The 20,176-nt window shown below is 68.0% G+C and carries 18 protein-coding genes and 5 pseudogenes; 14 read left to right on the forward strand and 9 right to left on the reverse strand.

Annotated features, from left to right (window positions below):
* Positions 1 to 279: 279 nt before the first annotated feature.
* A pseudogene (locus ACZ470_RS34590) lies at positions 280 to 408 on the forward strand (eCIS core domain-containing protein); the annotation flags it as partial.
* A gap of 39 nt (positions 409 to 447) precedes the next feature.
* Positions 448 to 642, forward strand: a complete 195-nt coding sequence (locus ACZ470_RS34595; protein WP_468433809.1) for a hypothetical protein — start codon at positions 448 to 450, stop codon at positions 640 to 642.
* On the opposite strand, the gene ACZ470_RS34600 is transcribed toward ACZ470_RS34595, so the two are convergent.
* Both ACZ470_RS34600 and ACZ470_RS34605 read right to left on the reverse strand, forming a co-directional pair.
* Positions 560 to 1,291 carry a phosphorylase family protein gene (locus ACZ470_RS34600; RefSeq protein ID WP_468433805.1) on the reverse strand — a complete coding sequence of 244 codons (732 nt, stop codon included), beginning with the start codon at positions 1,289 to 1,291 and terminating at the stop codon, positions 560 to 562. The genes ACZ470_RS34595 and ACZ470_RS34600 overlap by 83 nt on opposite strands.
* A 10-nt stretch (positions 1,292 to 1,301) precedes the next feature.
* Complete coding sequence (locus tag ACZ470_RS34605) at positions 1,302 to 2,234, reverse strand: alpha/beta hydrolase (RefSeq protein ID WP_468433767.1); 933 nt, start codon at positions 2,232 to 2,234, stop codon at positions 1,302 to 1,304.
* 1,684 nt (positions 2,235 to 3,918) lie between these two features.
* Between ACZ470_RS34605 and ACZ470_RS34610 the strand changes: the two genes are divergently transcribed.
* Together ACZ470_RS34610 and ACZ470_RS34615 are read left to right on the forward strand one after the other, a co-directional pair.
* On the forward strand, positions 3,919 to 4,350 hold the full coding sequence (locus ACZ470_RS34610; protein WP_468433769.1) for a DUF3152 domain-containing protein: 432 nt from the start codon (positions 3,919 to 3,921) through the stop codon (positions 4,348 to 4,350).
* Between the two features lie 440 nt (positions 4,351 to 4,790).
* Positions 4,791 to 6,056 (forward strand): IS1380 family transposase, encoded by a 1,266-nt coding sequence (locus tag ACZ470_RS34615; RefSeq protein WP_468433771.1) that lies wholly within the window; start codon positions 4,791 to 4,793, stop codon positions 6,054 to 6,056.
* Between the two features lie 348 nt (positions 6,057 to 6,404).
* Here ACZ470_RS34615 and ACZ470_RS34620 read toward each other — a convergent pair whose 3' ends face one another.
* Positions 6,405 to 7,109 carry a hypothetical protein gene (locus ACZ470_RS34620; protein WP_468433773.1) on the reverse strand — a complete coding sequence of 235 codons (705 nt, stop codon included), beginning with the start codon at positions 7,107 to 7,109 and terminating at the stop codon, positions 6,405 to 6,407.
* Positions 7,110 to 7,176: 67 nt separating this feature from the next.
* Entirely contained in the window at positions 7,177 to 8,181 is a 1,005-nt protein-coding gene (locus ACZ470_RS34625; RefSeq protein WP_468433775.1) for an eCIS core domain-containing protein, read from the reverse strand.
* Between the two features lie 330 nt (positions 8,182 to 8,511).
* On the opposite strand from ACZ470_RS34625, the pseudogene ACZ470_RS34630 reads away from it, so the two are divergent.
* Both ACZ470_RS34630 and ACZ470_RS34635 read left to right on the forward strand, forming a co-directional pair.
* Positions 8,512 to 8,670: pseudogene (locus ACZ470_RS34630) on the forward strand (IS5/IS1182 family transposase); the annotation flags it as partial.
* A 103-nt stretch (positions 8,671 to 8,773) separates the two neighbouring features.
* Complete coding sequence (locus tag ACZ470_RS34635; protein ID WP_468433777.1) at positions 8,774 to 9,370, forward strand: transposase; 597 nt, start codon at positions 8,774 to 8,776, stop codon at positions 9,368 to 9,370.
* Here the strand turns inward: ACZ470_RS34635 and ACZ470_RS34640 are convergent.
* The gene (locus ACZ470_RS34640; protein WP_468433779.1) at positions 9,354 to 10,001 is read right to left on the reverse strand and encodes a hypothetical protein; all 648 of its coding nucleotides are present in this window, start codon (positions 9,999 to 10,001) and stop codon (positions 9,354 to 9,356) included. The two genes, ACZ470_RS34635 and ACZ470_RS34640, sit on opposite strands and share 17 nt — an antisense overlap.
* A 214-nt stretch (positions 10,002 to 10,215) precedes the next feature.
* Here ACZ470_RS34640 and ACZ470_RS34645 point away from each other — a divergent pair, with 214 nt between their 5' ends.
* Complete coding sequence (locus ACZ470_RS34645; RefSeq protein WP_468433780.1) at positions 10,216 to 10,521, forward strand: transposase; 306 nt, start codon at positions 10,216 to 10,218, stop codon at positions 10,519 to 10,521.
* 24 nt (positions 10,522 to 10,545) lie between these two features.
* Here ACZ470_RS34645 and ACZ470_RS34650 read toward each other — a convergent pair.
* A pseudogene (locus tag ACZ470_RS34650) lies at positions 10,546 to 11,154 on the reverse strand (transposase family protein); the annotation flags it as partial.
* A gap of 157 nt (positions 11,155 to 11,311) precedes the next feature.
* Here ACZ470_RS34650 and ACZ470_RS34655 point away from each other — a divergent pair.
* From ACZ470_RS34655 to ACZ470_RS34675, 5 genes and pseudogenes are all read left to right on the forward strand, one after another.
* Positions 11,312 to 12,085 (forward strand): GNAT family N-acetyltransferase, encoded by a 774-nt coding sequence (locus tag ACZ470_RS34655; protein ID WP_468433782.1) that lies wholly within the window; start codon positions 11,312 to 11,314, stop codon positions 12,083 to 12,085.
* 872 nt (positions 12,086 to 12,957) lie between these two features.
* Positions 12,958 to 13,992 carry an AraC-like ligand-binding domain-containing protein gene (locus ACZ470_RS34660; protein WP_468433783.1) on the forward strand — a complete coding sequence of 345 codons (1,035 nt, stop codon included), beginning with the start codon at positions 12,958 to 12,960 and terminating at the stop codon, positions 13,990 to 13,992.
* Positions 13,993 to 14,292: 300 nt separating this feature from the next.
* Positions 14,293 to 15,035 (forward strand): annotated as a pseudogene (locus ACZ470_RS34665) (MGH1-like glycoside hydrolase domain-containing protein).
* Positions 15,032 to 15,910: a glycogen debranching N-terminal domain-containing protein gene (locus ACZ470_RS34670; protein ID WP_468433785.1), complete on the forward strand. Its 879-nt coding sequence runs from the start codon at positions 15,032 to 15,034 to the stop codon at positions 15,908 to 15,910. Before ACZ470_RS34665 ends, ACZ470_RS34670 begins: the two are co-directional and overlap by 4 nt.
* A gap of 996 nt (positions 15,911 to 16,906) precedes the next feature.
* Positions 16,907 to 17,715, forward strand: a protein-coding gene (locus ACZ470_RS34675) for an IS5 family transposase (RefSeq protein ID WP_468433787.1) whose coding sequence is annotated in 2 segments (ribosomal slippage) — positions 16,907 to 17,246 and positions 17,246 to 17,715 — 810 coding nt in all. Because the reading frame shifts where the segments join, the coding sequence is not laid out codon by codon here.
* Positions 17,716 to 17,843: 128 nt separating this feature from the next.
* On the opposite strand, the gene ACZ470_RS34680 is transcribed toward ACZ470_RS34675, so the two are convergent.
* Genes ACZ470_RS34680 through ACZ470_RS34690 form a run of 3 tightly spaced genes read right to left on the reverse strand, consistent with a single transcriptional unit; the run spans position 17,844 to position 19,033 of the window.
* Positions 17,844 to 18,233, reverse strand: a complete 390-nt coding sequence (locus ACZ470_RS34680; RefSeq protein ID WP_468433789.1) for a hypothetical protein — start codon at positions 18,231 to 18,233, stop codon at positions 17,844 to 17,846.
* A gap of 35 nt (positions 18,234 to 18,268) precedes the next feature.
* Complete coding sequence (locus ACZ470_RS34685; RefSeq protein WP_468433790.1) at positions 18,269 to 18,739, reverse strand: MarR family winged helix-turn-helix transcriptional regulator; 471 nt, start codon at positions 18,737 to 18,739, stop codon at positions 18,269 to 18,271.
* Between the two features lie 48 nt (positions 18,740 to 18,787).
* Positions 18,788 to 19,033, reverse strand: a complete 246-nt coding sequence (locus ACZ470_RS34690; protein WP_468433792.1) for an SDR family oxidoreductase — start codon at positions 19,031 to 19,033, stop codon at positions 18,788 to 18,790.
* Positions 19,034 to 19,302: 269 nt separating this feature from the next.
* Between ACZ470_RS34690 and ACZ470_RS34695 the strand changes: the two genes are divergently transcribed.
* Together ACZ470_RS34695 and ACZ470_RS34700 are read left to right on the forward strand one after the other, a co-directional pair.
* The gene (locus ACZ470_RS34695; RefSeq protein WP_468433794.1) at positions 19,303 to 19,647 is read left to right on the forward strand and encodes an acyl carrier protein; all 345 of its coding nucleotides are present in this window, start codon (positions 19,303 to 19,305) and stop codon (positions 19,645 to 19,647) included.
* A gap of 251 nt (positions 19,648 to 19,898) precedes the next feature.
* Positions 19,899 to 20,176 (forward strand): annotated as a pseudogene (locus ACZ470_RS34700) (hypothetical protein); the annotation flags it as partial.

Consider the following 20,176-nt stretch of genomic DNA (forward strand, 5'->3'; position numbering starts at 1 on the left):
TACGACGACAAGGCACGGACGTCCCCTCAGTCTCCGGCGCGGACGCCACTGAAGCCGGTGCCATCCCGGACGACAGCGGCGTCTGGTTCATTCGGGGGCCTGATGGCTTTGCAGCACAGAGTCGGCAATAGGGCCGTGGTGCAGTTGCTGACTGCCCAGCGAGCCGAGGAAAAGCACCAGCACGGCGAGGGCTGCGGGCACCAGCCGGTACAGCGTTCCGCTGTCGACGAGGTCCTGCGTTCGGCTGGCCGCCCGCTCGAACCCACCAAACGTACGGAGATGGAAGCCCGGCTGGGGGCCGACTTCTCCGATGTCAGGGTGCACACCGACGCTGTAGCCGAGCGTTCGACCGCCGCCCTCGGATCCCGAGCCTGGACCTCGGGCAATCATGTCGTCATCGGCAAAGACGGCGGTGACGATCACACATTGGCCCATGAACTTACGCACGTGATCCAGCAACGCTCGGGCCCGGTCGCCGGAACTGTTGGAGGCGACGGCCTCAAGGTCAGCGATCCGAGCGACCCGTTCGAGAGGGCGGCCGAGGCCAACGCCTCACGGGTTATGTCACAGCCCTTCCCCGCTGTGCAGCGGGCGAAGTCGGAGGAGACGACCGGGTCGTCCGACGCGGAGACCTTCGTGTAGGGCCCGCTACGCGACCTCGAGAACTCAGCGTGACCCGGACAGCGACAACTACGACTCGGACGACGACAACTTCGAGACGTTGATCGAACGGCTGACTCCTCCCACGGACTACGCGACCGTGGCAAGCATGGTTGCGGAGGGATCCGAGTACGGGGTCCGTCTCTGGCCCGGCACCAGCCTGGCCACCTTCCGGCGCTTCGACGAACTCGGCTCGGCCTGCCAGGTGCTGATCAGTCTGCGTGAGGACCACCTGAAACTGCCCCGTCGCCGCAGCGGATCGAAGCAGGTCACATGGGCCGAGGCCACGTATCCGGCTGTGCACGACTTCCTGACGAATTCCGCCTGCGGGGGCGTTCGTCCGAAAACCCGTCTGTCCGGGGGGGATGAGGAGCGATTCAAGCGTAGGCGGGGACGTTGTGGGCTGCCCAGTCCGCGAGGGCGCGCGGGCGCACTCCGCGACGGATTCCCGCCAGGTGTTGGCGGCTCCCTCGCCTGCGTTGTCGCTGACGTGCTTGACGATGTGCAGAGATGCGCTGGCCAGGTGCGCAGCCGTCGCCAGGGCGTAGCCCTCCATGTCGACCAAGGGCGCGTGCGCCGCCAGGCGGGCGCGGGCAGCTTCATCGTTGACAAAGGAGTCCCCGGTGGCCAGGGTGGGGCCTTCAGAGGTTGTCCGAGTAGAAGCTGACGAGTCGGTCGACGGCGGCGTCGACGTACTCGGGTTCGTCGTACATCTCGTAGTGACCGGCGCCCTCGATCACCATGAGGTCGACCGGGTTGGGGGCCAGCTTCCACAACCGCATGCCTGACTCGTAGGAGCCGGTGTTGCCGACTCGTCCGGCGAGGATGACCTGCAGGGGCTGGGTCATGAGCTGATCGACCAGATGGTACGCGTCGTAGCCGAGCAGCAATGCGTCACTGCGGGAGAGGCGGAGGTTCGTGGAGTGTTCGTTGCGGCCCCGTTCGGTGCGGTAGTAAGTGATCGCCTGGGTCGTGTCGATGTCGGTCAGACCGGCCGCCGCGGCTTCCTCCAAGGTGTCGGGCAGCCAGTTCACGCGGGCGAGTTCACCGGAACGGGATTCCTTGATGCGTGCGTCGGCCATGCGGTCGAGCGCGGCCGCGGCGCCGTCCGGTTGGAATCCGCGGAACGACGTGCCCATTTCGCCGGGTACGACCGTGCCGACCGCCTTGATGCGGTGGTCCGTGCGGGCGGTGTGCGCCGCGTAGCCGCCGCCGGCACAGATGCCGAGGACGCCTATGCGCTCCGGGTCGATGCCGGGGACGGTGGTGAGTGCGTCGATCGCGTAGGAGATGTCCTCGCCACGGCGGTACGGGTCCTCGAGGTCGCGGGGCTCGCCGCCGCTCTGGCCTTGATGGGCGGGGTCGAAGACGAGTGCCGCGATGCCGCGCGCAGCGAGGCGGGAGGCGTAGTTCGCGCCGATCTGCTCCTTCACGCTGCTGCCCGGGGTGGAGAGCACGACGGTGCGCATTGAAGCCGCCTCGTCCGTGCCGACGGCGCTGTCGGTGCCGTCGGGCAGATAGAGATCGGCTGCGAGTTCGATCGGGCCGCGCGGGATTGTGATGCGCTGAAGCATGGACACATCCTTCGTGAGATGTTTGTTCCGTAGCTGAAAAGTACAGGATACTTATTAGTACAATACTAAACTTGTTCCGAACTGTATCACCTGGATGGGTGGAGGTGCTGACGAAACGGTTGGTGATCGCTCGTCCCGTGCCGCCACGGGCTGCGCGGCGTGCAGAGGTAGATCGGCATCCCGGCCTCGGCGGTGCCGGCCTGGTGTTCGGCCCGGTCCCAGGTGTGCGTTCGTCGTAGCCGGGGCGGCGGCGTTGGCGTCGAGCCGGTCGGCCACGGTCTCGGATGCTCCCGAGGCAGCCCGACCACCAAGATCCACCTTGCTGTCGAGCAGGGGCAGAAGCCGCTGAGCGTCGTGATCACAGCCGGTCAGCGAGGTGACTCGTCGCAATCGACCGGTTTTGGAAGCCATCCGGGTACCTCGCCTTGTTCCGGGCAGGCCCCGCAGGCGGCCGGACCGTGTGCGGGCCGGCGCAGCATACGGTCCCGCCGCAACCGGCCTACATGCGCAGGCGCGGGATCAAGGCGACCATCACGTGGTAGCGGCGCCGGAGTCCGGCCATGAGTGGTGCAGCACTCACTGTCGCGGTGTGCTCGCGTTCCTCCCAGCGTTGGCGCACGCCGGGTCCTCGAAGGAGCCGAAGCCGTCCTTCCGTCTCCGCGCCCTCACCGCCGAGCTGCACCCTTGGTAGCCCATGCCCACCCGGCACGACCACTCAAGGCCCAGGCGCAGTCAGAATGTTGCGCGCCGCGACAAGCTCAGCCCCCATGGGTACCGGAAGATCTTCGCATACCTGCACGGGCAGGCGCACTGCCCTCACAGGCACCAGGTGTGCCTGGGCCGCTCTCGCCGGGCAGCGTTGTCGCGCGCGAGGGTGACGGGGGGGGGGAGACCGCCCGGCTCGTCCCCGGTCGACTCATCGCCGATCCATCCTCTCATTGGTCCGAACCGGTCCGGTGGATCCCGTCGAACGGAGACGATCACGCACGCGCGGCAGGATCCGGAGCGCCAGCGCTCGACGAGCTCCCCGCGCCGGACGGCGCACGTCCGGTACGCACCCCGGTGCCCGCGTACCCGGCCCCCGCCCCGCCCAGGACCGGAAGCAGCTCTGACGCCACCCGCGCTGCCGGCGCTCCAGATGACCACTGCGACGCAGCGGCCACCGGCCGGACAGACAGCAGCGCCCGTCCAACGGTCGACGGCGCCGGAGGTAACGGGAAGCGTTGAACACCTACGCGAGCGGAACCCATCCGCCGGGATCGGCAAGGATCTCTGAACCAACACCCAGAATGTGGATTCCCTTCCGACATGACACGTCGTCACACCGACTCGACCCGACCCTGAATACACGCACACACGACGGACCCACACGGTCTGAATCCCGGCGACACAGCCGCCGGCGCGGCCGCCGCAAGGCAGTCATGCCGATCCTGGCCGTCCTTCTCCTCGCAGCCGGCACGCTGGGCGTCCAGCACTTTGTGCGATCCGGGGACGGCGGGGACAGTGGCGCTGACAACGCCATGCACTTCGAGACGCCGTCCTCCCAAGCGTCCCCGGAGGACACGGACGGCTTTATCACGGGAAGGGCATCCGCCCCACCGGTCGGCAGCGGCAAGATCCGGCGCTTCAGGCCGCCCGGGTTGAAGGGCGAATCGGGCTGTCGGCTGACAAGGCAGCGCGCGAGGTGTGCAGGATTTTTGCGGACCCCAGGTCCTGGACGGCGGACGGTCTCAATGGCTTCCAACTCGTGTCCGGAGGTGACCGGGACTTCGTGGTCGCCATCGCTTCCCCCGCGACCGTCGACAGGATCTGCGGGGCCGCGGGCCTCAAGACACACGGCGAAGCCAACTGCAACGTCGGTTCCCGGGTCTTCGTGAACCTCAAGCGCTGGAACACCGGATCTCCCGAGTTCTCTGGTTCGTTGGCCGACTACCGCGCGCTGATCATCAATCACGAGGTAGGCCACCGCATCGGCCACGGGCACGAAGGCTGCCCCGGCCCCGGGAAGCCGGCCCCGGCCATGATGCAGCAGATCGACGGGCTGAACGGCTGCAAGCCCAACGCGTGGCCCTACGACACTCACGGCAAGTACCTCGGTGGGCCGAAGGTGCCGTGAGACAGGGTTGACGCCTGAGAAGAGTACGTCAACGACTTCACGCCGACCGAGGTCGCGGTCAGCACCCACCGCTTCCTGAGAGGGGTGCTGCCCTGCTCGACCCGAATGCGCCGAGAAGCGTGTGCCCTGTGCGCTTCGCTACCGGCACCCCCAGGCGCCTGCGGGGCGCAGGCGGTCACCCGGACACCAGCCCCGCCGACACGACCGGCTGCCGCGCGCGGACGGCCGGAGCCGACCGTTGTCCTGGAGCGGGCGCAGAGCACGGTGTGGTGCTGGGCGCGCGGACCAGGTCCTGCCGCCACAGGGTGTCCGGCTTGCCCACCGCATGAGGAGTGCGGTCAGACCTGCACGTGGCCTCCGTCGACGAACCATTCCGCGCCGTTGACGAAGCTGGAAGCGTCCGAGGCCAGGAACGTCGCCACGGCGGCGATCTGGCCTGCGTGATCTCGCTCGGCGCGACAAACGTCCTCGCCGCTGAGCAACGGCAGTACCAGTGGCGGGCGTTGTTCCCGAGCCCGGTCTCGGACAGCACACTGCGGCGCACGCTGGAAGCTGTCGACGCTCCGGTCGCGGCGCGTATCGAGCGGGTCCGCGCCGCGGTCCGACGCCTGGTGTGGACCTGGCTGGCCCTGCGGCCCGGCGGCTTCCCCTGGATCTCGGTTTGCGGGCGTCGGCTGGCCGGCTGGTACGTCCTCGACCTCGACGCCACCGTCGTGACCTGCACCAGCAAGAAGGAAGGAGCGGCGGGTACGTTCAAGGGCAGCTGGGGGCATCATCCGCTGGGGGCGTGGGTGGCCAACACCCGCGAGTGTGTGGCGATGCTGCTGCGTGCGGGCAACGCGGCCTCCAACGACGTCGCCGACCATAAGAGAGTCCTGGCCGCCGCCCTGCGGCAACTGCCGCTGCCCCTGTGGTCGAAGCTGCTGATGCGGATCGACGGCGCCGGCTTCAGCCACGACCTCCTTGAGCACCTGCAGGCTCTGACCACCGGCCGGCGGCGGGTGCGGTGGGTCACCGGCTGGGCCATCCACCCCGCCGACGAGCAGGCCATCGCCAGGCTGCCGGAGAAAGCATGGACGGTCGCGCTGCGGCAGGACGGCGAGGTCCACGAGATCACCGGACCCGACGGGGACAAGGTCACCTACCAGGTCGCCGAACTCACCGGCGTGCGTGACCTGACCGGCTGGCCCGGGGGGACGCGGCTGGTCGTGCGCCGGGTCAAACCCTCCCGACGGGATGAGAAGAAGCTGACCGTCTTCGAACGGCGAACGGGATGGCGTTACCAGATTGTCGCCACGAACATCCCCGCCCACCAGGGGCTTTCCGGCGTTCCCGGTTCCGGGCAGGTGTGGTTCGTCGACGCCCTCTACCGCGACCACGCCGAGGTCGAAGACCGCGTCAAGGCGATCAAGCGGATCGGACTGGGCCTGGTGCCCTCCGCGTCCTGGCAGATCAACACCGCCTGGGTCTTGGCCGCCACCCTCGCCGCGGATCTCGACGCCTGGACGGTGCTCCTCCTCCTGCACGACACACCCCACCTCGCCGCCGCCGAACCCGACACCATCCGCCGCAAGCTCTACCACCTGCCCGCCCGCCTCACCTCCCACGCCCGCCGCCACACCCTCCACCTTGACCAGTCATGGCCATGGGCGCCGGCATTCACCACCGCCTGGCAGCGAGCCACCCAACTCCCGGCCCTCACCTGACCACCGGCCATCACCCCGACGACACCAGGAAGGAGAGGACCGCACCACCTCGGGCCCGTGGAACCCGACGTCACCGCAGCGTCATGCGACGGCCCCGCGTCCGCACCGGCGAGACGAAACAGGGCAAAACGCCGGATCACCCCACGCGATCAGGCCGCAGAAGAATCGAGGTCGAAGCCCCGTTGGGCGCAGGCGACTTGGCAAGGTCACCTCCACAACGGAGCTTCGATGCGTCCGGTCGCGCACCCTCCCGGCATCGTCACACCGCCGTGACCTGCACACTCACGAGATCACCGCCACTTTGCAATCGCCCTGGGGCACGCTGACCGGGAAAAATCCTATCTTCTATCAAATCCATTCGTTCTGCTGCCCCGTCCAGGTGTAATATCTCGCGCCTCGGGGGTCACGGGTGGAATGTTTTTGGTTCCAGACCTCGTGTTCCGGATTGTTATTACTCTCCGCATGGATCCCCTCCGTGACCAATTCTCTCGACGGCTCCCATTCCTGGCCACTCTCCGCGAGGGACTTCACGATGTGCGGTTCGACCTCGCCCAGACACCATAGGAACAGTTCCTCATAGTTACCTGTCGCATCGGTGTGTTCGATGATGCTCGAGAGTGGCTCATTGTTGAACATCCTCACCCCCTCAAGGATGTCCTCCGAGGTGAACGACCGCGCGTCGATATCGGCTCCGTTCCGCTCGAGCATTGCGGCGAGTTGTGGGCCCGTCATATGCCTCAAGGAGCTCAGGCTCCACTGTGAGACGAACCTCCCGGCGTTGTTGAGCCTTATCTGCCCGGTGAGCTCAGCAGCCGTGCCCTGGCTATCCGTTATGAGGTCACCAGAGATCTCAAGCTCCGAGAAGTCGGCGTGGAAGTAGTGGTCTTCCCACAGACAGGCTTGCGCCTTCGTGGGCCAGGGATCGGCCACGACCCATTCCGACTGTGGTTCGTGATCATCCCCTATGAGTACGAACGCGTGATCAATGCCGCTGACGCTCACCATCCTTATGCGCTCGTTAAAGGAACTTGAGCGAAGGATCGAAAAAGCCATCACCGCCTGCTCAGAGCAGTTTCCACCCTGCGCGTGTACCGCCTTTGCCAAGGTCAGGTCGGCAGGATCAGACCACGGGGGGGGCGTCGGTCCAGAACTCCGGCCTGGACATGACCATGTGGCGCATTCTCGAATTGAGCATCGTCCTCTCCAGGGCGCGCTGCTGGTTTCCCGCGTTCGGCACGAGATCCTTCACCTGTCTAATGACCGAGCGCGCGAGCATGAGGCGCCGGGCGGCCGTGTTGGAGACCTGCTTCTCCGTGATGCGCTGGACTACGGAGGAGTGCCGCTCGTGGGCCGAGGCGTGACCGGCCTTCTGCAACAACTGCACGACGGCCGCGTTGCCGGCGTCGCGCTGGAGCGCCGCAGCGCGTTCCGGCGCTGTGTGCTCGGTCCCACCCATGTGGCCGGGCTCGGGTCCGACCTCGGCGGTGGTGTGAGGTATTGGACGGCTCATCACTGCTCGTGCGTTTGCCTCCGCGGCCCGTTCGAACCGGTCACCCGGGTCCGACACGCGCAGCCCCGAACCGTTGTCCGTGCCTGCTACCGGGCCGTGCCGTTGCTGGATCACATGCGTCAGCTCGTGTGCCAGTGTCCGCTTGTCGTGTCCGCCGTCGCCCAGCACCACATGGTTGCCCGACGTGAGCGCCCGTGCCTTCTGCTCCGCCGCCGACGCCTTCGCCGCCGCGTCCGTGTGGAGCCGGACATCGGAGAAGTTGGCCCCCATCCGAGCCTCCATCTCCCCGAGCAGCGGTTCCGGGATCGGCTTCCCGCTGTCGCTCAGCGCCTCGTGCACCGCGGTCCGGCGCTGCACCGGCTCTGCCAGAGCGGGCTGCTCGGCTGCGCCCTGATGCCCCGTGCCGGGACCGTGCTCGTGCCGCTGCCTCTGCACCATCCGGGTCACGGCCGCGTTGCCCACCATGCGCTGCAACTCCGGTAACGAGGCAGCCGAAGCCGCCGCGCCGCCTGTGGCGAGCGGCATCCGCACGGGGGCAGGGGGCGCTGCTGACTTCGGCCGTGCGGCCCGGGTCCGTCCGGTGTCCTGCGCACCGTCGTGATCGTGAGCCTGCATGATCAGCGTATCTCCTTGGTGTTCGGTGAGCTGCTCCGGGATACGGTGGTGATCCACTTGCCACGATGAGTGGTGAGCGCATCGCTGGTGCGTGTCTATGCGAGGCGACCGTCCTGGCACAAGAGCCGCGAGGGCACCCGGCGGTGCACTTGCCCGTCGGCACGCTGCCCAGCCGTGCCGTCCTGACGCGGGCGGGAGGTGTCCTGGGACGCGGGCGCCGGTGCGATGCGCCGCCTTACTGGTATCAAAAGCATGCATCATCGGCCGAGTCATAGTCGATACATTGCCGATCGACGTGGTGAGTGCGATGGCACCGCCCGTCCGCCGGTCATGGGGCGGGGTACATGGAGTTGGATTGTTCCGGACGGGCTATGGGAGATCGCGAAACCGCTGATCCCGCCGTCGAGGGTGCGGCCATAGGGCGGCGGGACGCAGGACACGCCTGATGAGACACTGTTGGCGGCCATCATCTACGTCCTGGTCAGCGGCCAGGGCGACTCTGCTGCGTAATTCGCTGTGAGGAGTGCCGCGTTGACGAGTTGATCGCTCCCGTGGTCGCTTCCTACCGTGTGGCCGCGGGGAGATGATGCGGATGTCGCAACAGCCGAAGGGGCTGCCGGAGGTCCCAGAGCAGACCGCTGCGGTTGCCCGGGCGGCGTTCCCCAAGGGGAGTCTGCCGATTCGAGTGCGGGACCGTCTGGCGGAGGCTTTCGCGGACGAGCCGTTCACCGGCGCCTTCGGGGTCCGGGGTGCCCCGTGGATGGCGCCGGCGGTGCTGTCGCTGGTCACGATGCTGCAGTTCGCCGAGAACCTGACCGACTGGCAGGCTGCCGCGATGGCCGTCCGGGCGATCGATTGGAAGTACGCGATCGGGGCGGAGCTGACGGATACCGGCTTCGATCCCAGTGTGCTGGCCCGTTTCCGGGCGCGGTTGGCCGAGCATGGCCTGGAGCGGGTGGGCTTCGACCGACTGGTCGACCACTGCCGCGACGGCGGGCTGGTCGGCGCCGGCGGCAAACAGCGTACCGATGCCACCCACGTCATCTCTGCGGTGCGGGACCTGAACCGGCTGGAGCTGGCTGGGCAGAGCGTACGCGCGGCGCTGGAGGCCCTCGCGGTGGCACTCCCACCTGGCTGGCCGACCAGGTCGACGTCGCCGAGTTCGCCCACCGCTACGGACCGAGGGTGAACGGCTGGACCATGCCTCGTCCAAGACCAAGCGGGACCGGCTGGCGCAGGTGTTCGCGCAGGACGGCTATGCGATCGTGCGGGCCGCCTACGACGCGGCCGCCCCGATGTGGGTCCGCGATGTCGGGGCCGTGCAGATCCTGCGGCAGGTCCTGGTGCAGACCTACTACGTGCGCGCCGATACCCGGGGGCGGGAGGTGATCGTGAAGCGGGACGCCGACGACGAGGGCGTCCCGCCCGGAAGACGCCGTCTGGCCTCCCCCTACGACACCGACGCACGCTGGGCGGCGAAGGGCGAGGACCTGTTTTGGTGCGGACTCAAGATCCACCTCACCGAGAGCTGCGATACCCCCGCCGAAGCCGAAGCCGAAGCCGAAGCCGAAGCCGAAGCCGAAGCCGAAGCCGAAGCCGGACGGCGGGCCGGCCCACGGCCGAACCTGATCACCGACGTGCACACCACCGACGCCACCGTCCCGGATGTGAAGGCCACGACCGGTATCCAGCAGCGGCTCGCCGACCGCGACCTCGCCCCAGGCGAGCACTACCTCGACTCCGGCTACCCCTCGGCCGACCTGGTCACCGCAGCCGCAAAGAACGGCATCGCCATGGACACCCCGCTGCTGGCCGACCACTCCCCCCAGGCCAGGACCGCCGAGGGGTTCGCCAAGAGCGCCTTCCGCATCGACTGGACGACCCGGACCGTCCGCTGCCCCGAAGGACACGCCAGCACCGGCCGGCACCCCGTCACCCAGCACGGACGCGACGCCATCGTCATCGAGTTCGCCAAGTCCGACTGCGGCAACTGCCGTCAAGGACCGCTGCACCAGCGCCGCCCGCGGCAACCGCATGCTCACCCTGCGGCCCAAGGAGATCCACGAGACCACCGACAAGGCCCGCACCGAGCAGGACACCCCGGCCTGGCGGACCAAGTACGCCCTGCGCGCCGGCGTCGAGGGCACCGTCAACCAGGCCATGGACATCACCGGCCTGCGCCGGGCCCGCTACCGCGGGCTGCCCAAGGTCCGCCTCCAGCACGCCTTCTCCGCAGCCGCGGTCAACGTGGTTCGGCTGGACGCCCACTGGAGCGACCAGCCCCTCCGCCGTGTCCGCACCAGCCGCCTCGAACGCCTCGCCTACCGGCTTACCGCGTAGACCTCGCCAATTGCGCAGCAGAGTCAGCCAGGCCTCCAAAGTGGCGGCCTCGCGGCCGGGCAGTACCTCGATTCGCTCACCGGTCTCGGCATTGATGATGATCGTGGCGTAGCTGTGCCGGCGCCGCAGGGCGAAGTCGTCGACCCCGATCACCTGCGGGATCTGCACCTCCGGCACGGGCACCCGCCGCAGCAGCCGCAGGGCGGAGGCGTACGACACGGGCATGGCCAGCGATCGCGCGACTCGCGCGGACGCCCGGCCGCACAACTCCTTGACCAGCTCGGAGAGCTGGCCGGTCAGACGTGTGGTGCGGCGTTGATGGCGCTCCAGGAACCCGGGGACCTGCTCTCGGAAGGTCTGCCGCCTGCAGCCCAGGACCGGACAGACCAGCCGTCGTATCCTCACCCGGACCACGACCTGCCGGCCGTCGACCGGCACATCCCGCACCGTCCGGCCGTGATACCCGTGGACCCTCTCCGTCACCACCCCGCACACCGGACAGGGAACGGGAACATCCCGGGTCCGAGCCGAAACCCGGACTGTCTCGCCACCGTCCGCCACATCCTCGATGACCAACGCCGGCAACCCCGAAAACACCGTTCCCACAAGCGTGTTCGCCTCATACACGCTCAATGATCACAGGCGAGCACTCACCGTCACCACCGACTACGAAACAGACGCACTCACCGTACAGCCCCCCTTGCGCATACCTCATGCGGTCGGCATACCGCAGGGATCATGAGGCGTCATCCCCTACGACACACGCTTTGAAGGTCAGTAGGATGGCTCAATGAACCCGAAAGATGATCGGTTGATGGCGATTGTGTCCGCCTATGCCGACGCATTCGCGGACCTGGCCGCTGCCACTACGGGGCGCACCCGACGGGGTACACAGGGCTCCGTGCTCGCGATCTCCGGGGCGCCGATCGCCGCGCTCAACGTAATCATCAGTCCCAGTCCGGAGCCGAGCGCCGAGGAGATCGCGGCGCTGGCTGCCGCGGAGAGCCCGTGGGGGGTCCCCTGGAGTATCCAGGTCCGGGGTGTCCCCGGGCCGCGGATCGCTGAGGCGGCAGCGCAGCACGGCCTGACTCATTTCGAGCGGGAGCCACTGATGGTCCGGCGCTCTGACGAAGGGGTACCGGCGGAGCAGGTCGTTGATGGCCTTCGTGTACGGGTTGTGCCGATCGATGAGCTGGACCTGTATGCCAGGACTGTGGCGGCAGGCTTCGAAGCGCCGTACGAGATGTTCGAGGTGCTTGCCGAACCGTCTCTGGGAAAGATGGACGGGCTGGCGTTCTACCTGGCGGAGTTGGATGGCGTTCCTGTGGGAACGGGCATGACGGCCGTATCTGGTGATCTGACAGGCATTTTCAACATCACTACGCTCCCGAGCTACAGGCGGCATGGTTACGGACGGGCCGTCACGCTGGAGATGGTGCGTGCAGGCTTCGCCGCAGGTGCCGGCACGGCGTACCTCTATGCGACTGAGATGGGCGAGCCCGTGTACCAGTCGGTTGGTTTCCGTACCCAGGAGTACCTCACGGTAATTTCTGCCCCAAAATAGGCTCGTACTGCAACTGGGTGGTCAGTAGTTCTCGGGTCCCGCCCGCCCTCCTTAAACACTACTGACCCTGAATGCGTAAGGTCGTCATGGTGGTTTGTGCTGGAGGCCGGTGCCGGTGAGGCAGCCGTCGAGGACGTCGGGGCGGTAGTGACGCGTTCCTTTTTGGGGAGCGCGTTGGCGTAAGTGATGTTGGGGTGGTCGCGACGGGACTTCGTCGCTGCGATGTCGAAAGGCCGTCCGTAGCCGTACTGGCGGGCCCAAGCGACGTCGTCCACGACGTAGGCGGCCGACTTTGCGTTCCGCGACGCTCGCGACTGGGCCGTGTCAGTAGCGGAAGCCCTGGCGCTGCATGCACTGCATGACGAGGTCCTGCTCCGCGCGGTCCATCTCCACTTCTTCTGCGGAGTTCAGGTCCCGGAGAGGTGTCCTGCGTGGAGGCAGCGTCTTTCTGGTGTGGCCGGCCGGTGCCCGCAGGGCTTCCGGTGCCGGTGTTGCGCCCGACAGTCAGAAAAGAAATGAGGGCGACTGAGAGAAGCACTTCTCTCTTCTGTACACTTCCGTGCCCTTCGCCCTTCCAGGTTGACTTCTGATCTATTCTGGAGCTTTCTCTGCGAGTGTTCCGGGTTTCGCTTCAGGAGAGTAGCGGGTGGCAAGGCGGCCGACTTTGTTGTGCGTGCACGGAAGTTGGTCAGTTGTGCAGTAGGCATGCGTTGCATGGCCGGTGCCTTGTGTGGCGGGTGTCCAAGGACGCATCCTGATCTCTGTTCGAGAGCGGGTTAAGGTGTGGGGGAGGGCTTGTGGGAGGAACACGTCACCGCGCCGTCGTCTCGCCGGGCCAGGGACGAGCGGCACCTGCGGTTGGCAAGGCTGGGGTGCTCGATGCCTCGCTCGTGGCGCCGCCAGACCGACGGGACACGATCCGGCACGCACTGTGGGAATCCTTCTCCCGGGTCGACATCGACCATCACACCTCCCCGGAGGACATTGGGGCCCGTATGGGACTCGGCACTGTGGGCCCGATGAAGGTGTGCTCGGCTCAGGGAACTCCGGTTAGCTTGCGCCGTACGGCGCGGCTGGCCCGCGAGGACCACGAGCCGGCGGTCTTCCTTGGTCTCCAGGTGACGGGGTCTAACCAGGTCGGGCAGTACGGCCGCCAGTGCGTCGTAGGACCGGGGAACCTCGTGGTCTTCGAATCGACCGCGCCGTACACCCTGCGCTTCGAGCAGAACTTCGGCTACCTCTCCCTGCGCATCCCGCGCGAGGCACTCGCACTCCCGCAACGCACGCTGCGGGAGGCCGCCGCCGTCACGCTCGGTCCGAACAACCCCACCGCACGCCTGGCCTTCACGTACTTCTCCCAACTGGCCACCAGCGAAGAATTGCGCGCCGGGACATACGCCGAGTCACTCATAGGCGCCAGCGTGGAACTTCTCCGGGCCGTAGTGACCTCCCAGTTGGGAGACTCTCCCCCCGGCAGGGCGGCCTCAGATGAGATGCTTGGTCTGCGCATCACCCAGTACATCGGCGCTCACCTGGCCGACCCGGGCCTGTCGGCCCAGCGCATCGCCGCAGCGCACGGCATCTCCGTCCGCCACCTCTACAACGTGCTGTCGCGGTCGGGCATCAGCCTCGGGGACTGGATCCGCACCCGCCGCCTGGCCGAGTGCAGACAGGAGCTGGCCAGCCACAGCGGCCGGGTGCAGACCATCGCGAGTATCGGCCGCCGCTGGGGTTTCATGGACGCCACCCACTTCAGCAAGGCGTTCAAGCAGGCCTACGGTATCTCACCACGGGCCTGGCGCGAACTACACCACCCCACGCGTTCGCGCCGTTCGACTCCCTCATCGCTGGAGACCCACACCCCGACAGCTTCCGGCACGGGAGTTGTCATCGGCGGATCCGGATGAGTCAGCGGCAACCGGCCGCTTGACCTGCCCGACTGCGATTCATGGCACCCTTCCGTACTTGTCCGGCCCTGCTCGGCTCGGCCGCAGCTCTCGCCGTCGGTGCTCCTGTCCCCGCGCAGCTCGCCGGAGCGAAACCCGCCGTCGCGGGCTACCAGTGGGCCGCCCTGGGTGCTCCTTCACCGCCGGGTCATACGGGCCGCGGGCGACCCCATCGATTCGCCGCGCGACGGCTCGAGCGCACCCATCAGTCCTACCTCAGGACAGCGACCGCCCGGTCACACGGCTTCCCCGCCGCCCGGCATGCCACCCTGGGCCGACCGGGTGTGGACACCGACCGCATCCGGCAAACGGCCCTGGAGCGCCGTCGGCATCCCGTCGCGCACTCCCGCCGACTACCGCGAAGCCGGCTACGACGACCGGGCCCTGCGGCACCGCTTCGCCGGGGAGGACCCCTCCTTCAACGCCCTGCTGATCACCAGTGAACTGGCCCTGGCCGCCATGTCCCGCGAGCTGGGCCTGCCCCACGAGCGGCACACCCAGCGGGCCGACCGGCTCACCAGCACACTGGTGGACCGGCTCTGGACGAGGAGGCCGGCTTGTTCCGCGTGCGCGACCTGCACGACGACACCCTGGTCGACGAAGGCAGCGTCAGCGGTCTGATCCCGCTGCTCGTCCCGCACCTGCCCGAGGACATGGTCCGCAGCCTGCGCGCCACCCTCCTCGGCCCACGATTCAGGGCCCCGGCCACGGAACTGGTCCCCAGTTACGAGCTGACCGGCCACGCCTTCGACAAGCACCGCTACTGGCGCGGACCGGCCTGGTTCAACACGGCCTGGCTGATCCACCGAGGCCTGCGCACCCACGGCCTCCAGCTGGACGCCGAGCGGATCCGCGAGGGCTTCGTCGACCAGGCGAAGCGCTCCGGGTTCGCCGAGTACATCGATCCGGCCACCGGCCAGGGCTGCGGCACCCGGCACTTCTCCTGGACCGCCGCCCTCGCACTCGACCTGCTCTGCGCTGCCCCCGAGGAGCTTCGGCCATGACCGCCGACACCCGCATCCAGCTGGTCCGGGACGCCACCTTCGTCCGTCTGACCACCGACGGGGCGATCACCGGCAGCCGCGGTACAGCTCCCGACGGGCTGTACTTCCAGGACGCCCGGCACCTCAGCCACTGGCAGCTCACCGTCGACGGCACCGCCCCCGTCGCCCTGGTGCCGGCCACGGCGCAGACCGACGACACGGCCGCCTGCGTGCTGACCCCCGAGGGCACCCGGGACCATCCGCCCGCTTACACAGTCTTCCGGCGGCAGAGCGTCACCGCGGGCACATTCACCGAACACCTGCGTCTGGTCAGCAACCGCCCCGACGCCGAGGCGTACGCGCTTCGGCTCCGCGACACCGCGGCCCGGCTGCGGAACCGCTTCGCCGCGGACTTCTGGATGCCGGGGGCCGACTTCCCCGCCCTCGCCCTGGACGGCGACGGTCACCAGGCGGACGCGCTGGCCTCGGACGCGGGACACCTGCTGTGGTCGGGCATCCTTGATGCGGAGCGCGCCCGCCGGGTGGGGCGGCGGCTGCTGGAGCCGGACTTCTTCTCCGGCTGGGCGATCCGTACCCTCGCCGCCGGTCAGCGGCCCTACCACCCGCTCTCCTACCACCGGGGCAGCGCGTGGCCGCACGACAACGCAGTCATCGCCCTTGGCCTGGCCCGGCACGGCCTCACCAACGAGCTGCGCATCCTCGCCGAGGGTCTCGTCACGGCGGCGGCCCACCACGGCCACCGGCTGCCCGAGGTCCTCGCCGGCTACGACCGCTCGGCGACGGCTGGTCCTGTCCCGAACGCCCACTCCTGCTCACCGCAGGCCTGGGCGGCCGCCACCCCGCTGGCCCTGCGGACGGCGCTCGCCTGGGCGTGAGACGGGCCGCCGGGTCAAGCCGCCGCCCACTGCCTGCCGCTCGTCGGTCGGTGAGTGGGTGACGGACGTGCCTGCGGTCATGGTGGGTGGTCCGGTCGTGGTGGCCGAAGCAGTGTGGCAGAAGGTCGCGGGAGTGCTCCCTCCGGCCCTCCATGACGGATGTCCCTGCGCACGCGTGGCGAGCTGAGCAGTACCCGTGCAAGCCTGCTGCCACTCCTCCGAAACGGCTGACTCGATGCTGGGTACGGTCGTCTGGGACGTCCGCTCTCGCGCTGGAACGCCAGAGCGCTAACGGCCACCTGTCTCGACGCGCACGCATGTCCGACGGGCAGGCGCGGGTTCGGCCTGCTCTTCGGCGCAGTGCTCTCCGCGCCCCTGCACCTTCGACCACGAGGAGGGTCGAGCAGTGACCTACGCGTGGATGCGCTGCGTCTCCTCAAGGCGCTCAAGTCGCCACGGCCGAGCAGATCCAGCGGCTGTCCTCGCCGCACTTGACCTACCGGCACACGACCAAGCCGACGGCGGCCGGACGCGGGGCGTGGAGGAGACACGGCTGCTCACTAACTGATCGTTTCAGAATGGCTGCTGCGTTGGTCGCTGCCTCACGTCAGGCGGGGTCTTGCTCCGAGTAGTTCTGCGACCCGCTGGGCGGCCTCGTCTGGTGGTAGCTCGGCCGGCCAGGGGAGTCGTTCGGCGCCTTCCTGGACTGGTTTCTCATCACGGTCCAGGGGGATGAACCGCCAGTCTCGGCCGTGCTGCCAGAACACGACCACTCCGTGAGGCCACGCAGGAAGGCTGGTGGTCCACCAGAAGGCTGTCCCGCGAGCTTCCTCGTGGTGCTCGTCGGGGCCGTGACCTATTGCGACGCAAGCCGCGGTGAAAGCGGCATCGGCGGTACGTCGATCCTGTCAGAACAAGGCTACTGGCCGATCTTATCGATGGCTTCAGCGAGTCTGTGATCTTGCATCTGGCGATCTTGATCGGCAGGCTGTGCGGGTGCGTGCTGATCTTGTGCCGGATGCCCTGTGGGAGCGCGTCGCGCCGCTGCTGCCGCCCGTTCCCGTGCGCCGTTTTCGCCACCCTGGACGTCTGCGCGTTTCGGACCGGATAGCGCTCGCAGGCGTGCTGTACGTGCTGCGGACCGGCGTTGCCTGGCGCGACGTTCCAGCAGGGACCGTGGGTTGCTCCGGAGTCACGGCATGGCGCAGGCTGCGGGATTGGACCGAGGCCGGAGTGTGGCCCCGACTGCACGCCGCCCTGCTGACCGAGCTTCGACGAGCGAGCCTGCTGTACCTGGACGACTGCGCCGTCGACGGCTCACACGTCCGAGCCCTGAAAGGGGGGACCATGTTGGTCCCTCACCGGTCGACCGTGCCCGCCCCGGCTCAAAGCACCACCTGATCGTCGACCGCAACGGCACCCCGCTGGCCGTCACGCTCACGGGAGGCAACCGACACGACGTCACCCAGCTCCTGCCGCTGGTGGATGCAGTCCCATTGATCCGAGGTCTGCGGGGGCGGCCGCGCCGTCGGCCCCGGCGACTGTACGCCGACCGGGGCTACGACTTCGACAAGTACCGCCGCCAGCTGTGGAAGCGCGGTATCAAGCCGATGATCGCCCGACGCGGCATTGCTCACGGCTCCGGACTCGGCAAAGTGCGCTGGGTCGTGGAACGCGCGTTCGCCTGGCTGCACCAGTTCAAGCGCCTGCGCATCCGCTACGAGCGCCGGGCAGACCTTCACCGGGGTCTCCTCGAACTCGCCTGCTCGATCATCTGCCTGCGGCGGCTCTCGCGATCATTCTGAAACGGTCAGTAAGAACGGTCTGGCCGCCGCCGCGGCGCTATGAGAAGACCGCGACCATCGACCTCGCCGGACTTCACATCGCGGGCATCTTCCTCTGGTCCGCCCGCTGATCCAAACGAAACAACCGCCTAGCTGTGGGGCCACCACCGTCGCACGGCTTCCGCTGTGGTGTTCGGTCCCGTGTTGAAACACCAAATGGCCTGCGGCGCGTGCGTCCGGGCGATGTTGACGAGTCGCTCGAACAACGGCGTCATGGACGGCTCCAAACGCACACCGCCCCCGAACACGATGATGTCGTAGTGCTTCTGACGCACGACATCGAGGAACTGCAGCTCGGCCCCTTCCTTCCGGTCGAGCAGGCAGTTCTCCAGCGTCAGGCCGATGTCGGCGAGGTCCCGGGCGGCGGCGTCCAGTCCTGCCTGTACCTCCTCGGGGGTCACCGTGGGGAAGGCCTCGCTCGGGTCGTCGGGGTCTGCGACGACGAGCGGGTTCAGCCCGACGTTCAGGGCGTAACGCATCCTGCTCTCCTTCGGAATTCTGTGCGCGTACGTGGTCAACCGGCGGGACGGCCGATCTCGGCGCGTTCCAGGTTGGTTCGAAGCGTGTGAAGCGATGCTGCGACGGCGGTGGGGAAGTCCGGGTCCGCGTGCGCCGCCAGCAGGGCTGACAGTTCCGCATCGAATGTCGTCTCGGCCGCGTCGACGAGCAGGCGTCCGGCGTCGGTGAGTTCGAGGAACGAGGACCTGCGGTCGCTCGGGTGCGCGACCCGCGTGAGCCAGCCCATCTTCACGTGCCGTTCGATGGCCTTGCTGGTCGAGCCGATCCCGATCGCGAAGTGCTCCGCGATGTCCGCGGCGCGGACATCTGCACGGTCGCGGAGATACCGCAGGAGCAGGAACTGGCTCACGACGACGTCGTGACGGGAGCGGAGTGCCTCGTCGAGCGCGTTGTAGAGCCGGAGCTGACAGCGCACAAGGTCGTCGAAGGTCTCGGTGGGCGGCCGGCTGTGCGTGGAGGCGGGCATGACTCCTATGCTACTACTTGCCTAGGCAGTTACTGCTTACCCCCACTATTAGAGGTCACGCGGATAGGCGCGGTTGGGGGATACCGGTAGGCGGTGCCGCCGTCGACGCCGAGCACCATGGGCGATCTCGTCCGGCCGGCCAGGGCGGCCGAGGGCGGCGAGGGAGCTGAGGTGCTCGATGATGCCCGGGTCGCGCTGCTGCCAAGCGACCATCATCTCGGTCATCGTGGCGCCGGGCGCGATCGCGTTGACACGGACACCGTCGCGGCCGTATTCGGCGGCGGCTCGGCTCATGGCGATGACGGCAGCTTTCGTCACCCCCGTACACGCTCTGCCCGGCGGCGCCGAAGGTGCCACGTGATCACAGAGCGTCGCAACTCCATGATCGCCGGGGCCTGTGCCTTTCTGTTGCCGGTGTCCCCGCGCGACCTCCAAAGAGCCCGGTGCGTTGTGGGCGCGACGGTAGGTCAGTGGTGGCAGACCCAGGTGCGTGTGAAAGTGCTTGCGTAGGGCGACGGGGTCGCCGAAGCCGGAGGCGGTGGCGATCCAGCCTCTGCTGGGAGTTGCTCGCCGAGTACAGTGATGATCCGGCGGATCGCGGCGGGTTCCGCGTACGGCGTCGGGCCAGGTGGCGTACGGCCGTCTCGCTGGACCTGCCCCGGCCCGAAGGGCGTGCCGGGGCCGAGTTGCTCGCCTCGCCGGACGCCGTCCTGGAGACGGTCCTGCGGGAGACGGCCTCTCTGTGCGGGGCGGGGCCCGGTGAACGGCTTGCCGCCGACCGCGCGTTCACCGATCCCGGGCTCACCTCGCTCGGCGCCGTCCGGCTGGTCGAGCTCACCCGGCTGCGACTGCCGGACACGCTGGTCTTCGACCGAGGCTCACGCCCGCCGAGGTGGCCCGGCACGTAGCCGCCGCGCTCACGGCGAGGGAACCACAGGCGCCCCCGCCCGGTGCGTGCCGCGCGCGAACCTGCCGACGATCCTGTGGCGATCGTAGTCATGACCTGTTAGATGCATAGAACGTTCGGTATTGACACGTCGCACTTCACTTGCCAGGCTATAGCGAACAGAACGTTCAGTCTTGCATTGGGTGTGTCAGCGGGTCATGCAACGCCCGAACCTGAACTTCGACCTCCGTCGGATTCCATCTAAGGATCAACGTGACCAGCATCGCTGCTCCGTCAACCACCACAGGGACAGCCTCCGCTCTGCGCAGGCTGTACTTCGTCCGGTTCGCGTTCGCCATTGTCTGGGCCCTGGTGATGCTCACCATGGCCAAGGAGATCACCCCCGTCGCGGCCGTGCTGCTGGTCGTGTATCCGCTGTTCGACGTGGGCGCGGCCGTCGTCGACGCGAACGCCTCGCGCGAGACCCGGTCGCCGGTCCTGCTCTACGTCAACATGGCGGTCAGCCTCATCGCGGCCGTCGGCGTGGGTAT

Source organism: Streptomyces sp. NPDC031111 (assembly GCF_055570675.1).

Coding starts and splice junctions, on each gene's coding strand:
- ACZ470_RS34605 (WP_468433767.1), bottom strand. CDS start 2,234: ATGCTTCAGCGCATCACAATCCCGCGCGGCCCGATCGAACTCGCAGCC.
- ACZ470_RS34620 (WP_468433773.1), bottom strand. CDS start 7,109: ATGGCTTTTTCGATCCTTCGCTCAAGTTCCTTTAACGAGCGCATAAGG.
- ACZ470_RS34625 (WP_468433775.1), bottom strand. CDS start 8,181: ATGCAGGCTCACGATCACGACGGTGCGCAGGACACCGGACGGACCCGG.
- ACZ470_RS34635 (WP_468433777.1), top strand. CDS start 8,774: ATGTCGCAACAGCCGAAGGGGCTGCCGGAGGTCCCAGAGCAGACCGCT.
- ACZ470_RS34645 (WP_468433780.1), top strand. CDS start 10,216: ATGCTCACCCTGCGGCCCAAGGAGATCCACGAGACCACCGACAAGGCC.
- ACZ470_RS34655 (WP_468433782.1), top strand. CDS start 11,312: ATGAACCCGAAAGATGATCGGTTGATGGCGATTGTGTCCGCCTATGCC.
- ACZ470_RS34670 (WP_468433785.1), top strand. CDS start 15,032: ATGACCGCCGACACCCGCATCCAGCTGGTCCGGGACGCCACCTTCGTC.
- ACZ470_RS34680 (WP_468433789.1), bottom strand. CDS start 18,233: ATGCGTTACGCCCTGAACGTCGGGCTGAACCCGCTCGTCGTCGCAGAC.
- ACZ470_RS34685 (WP_468433790.1), bottom strand. CDS start 18,739: ATGCCCGCCTCCACGCACAGCCGGCCGCCCACCGAGACCTTCGACGAC.
- ACZ470_RS34690 (WP_468433792.1), bottom strand. CDS start 19,033: ATGAGCCGAGCCGCCGCCGAATACGGCCGCGACGGTGTCCGTGTCAAC.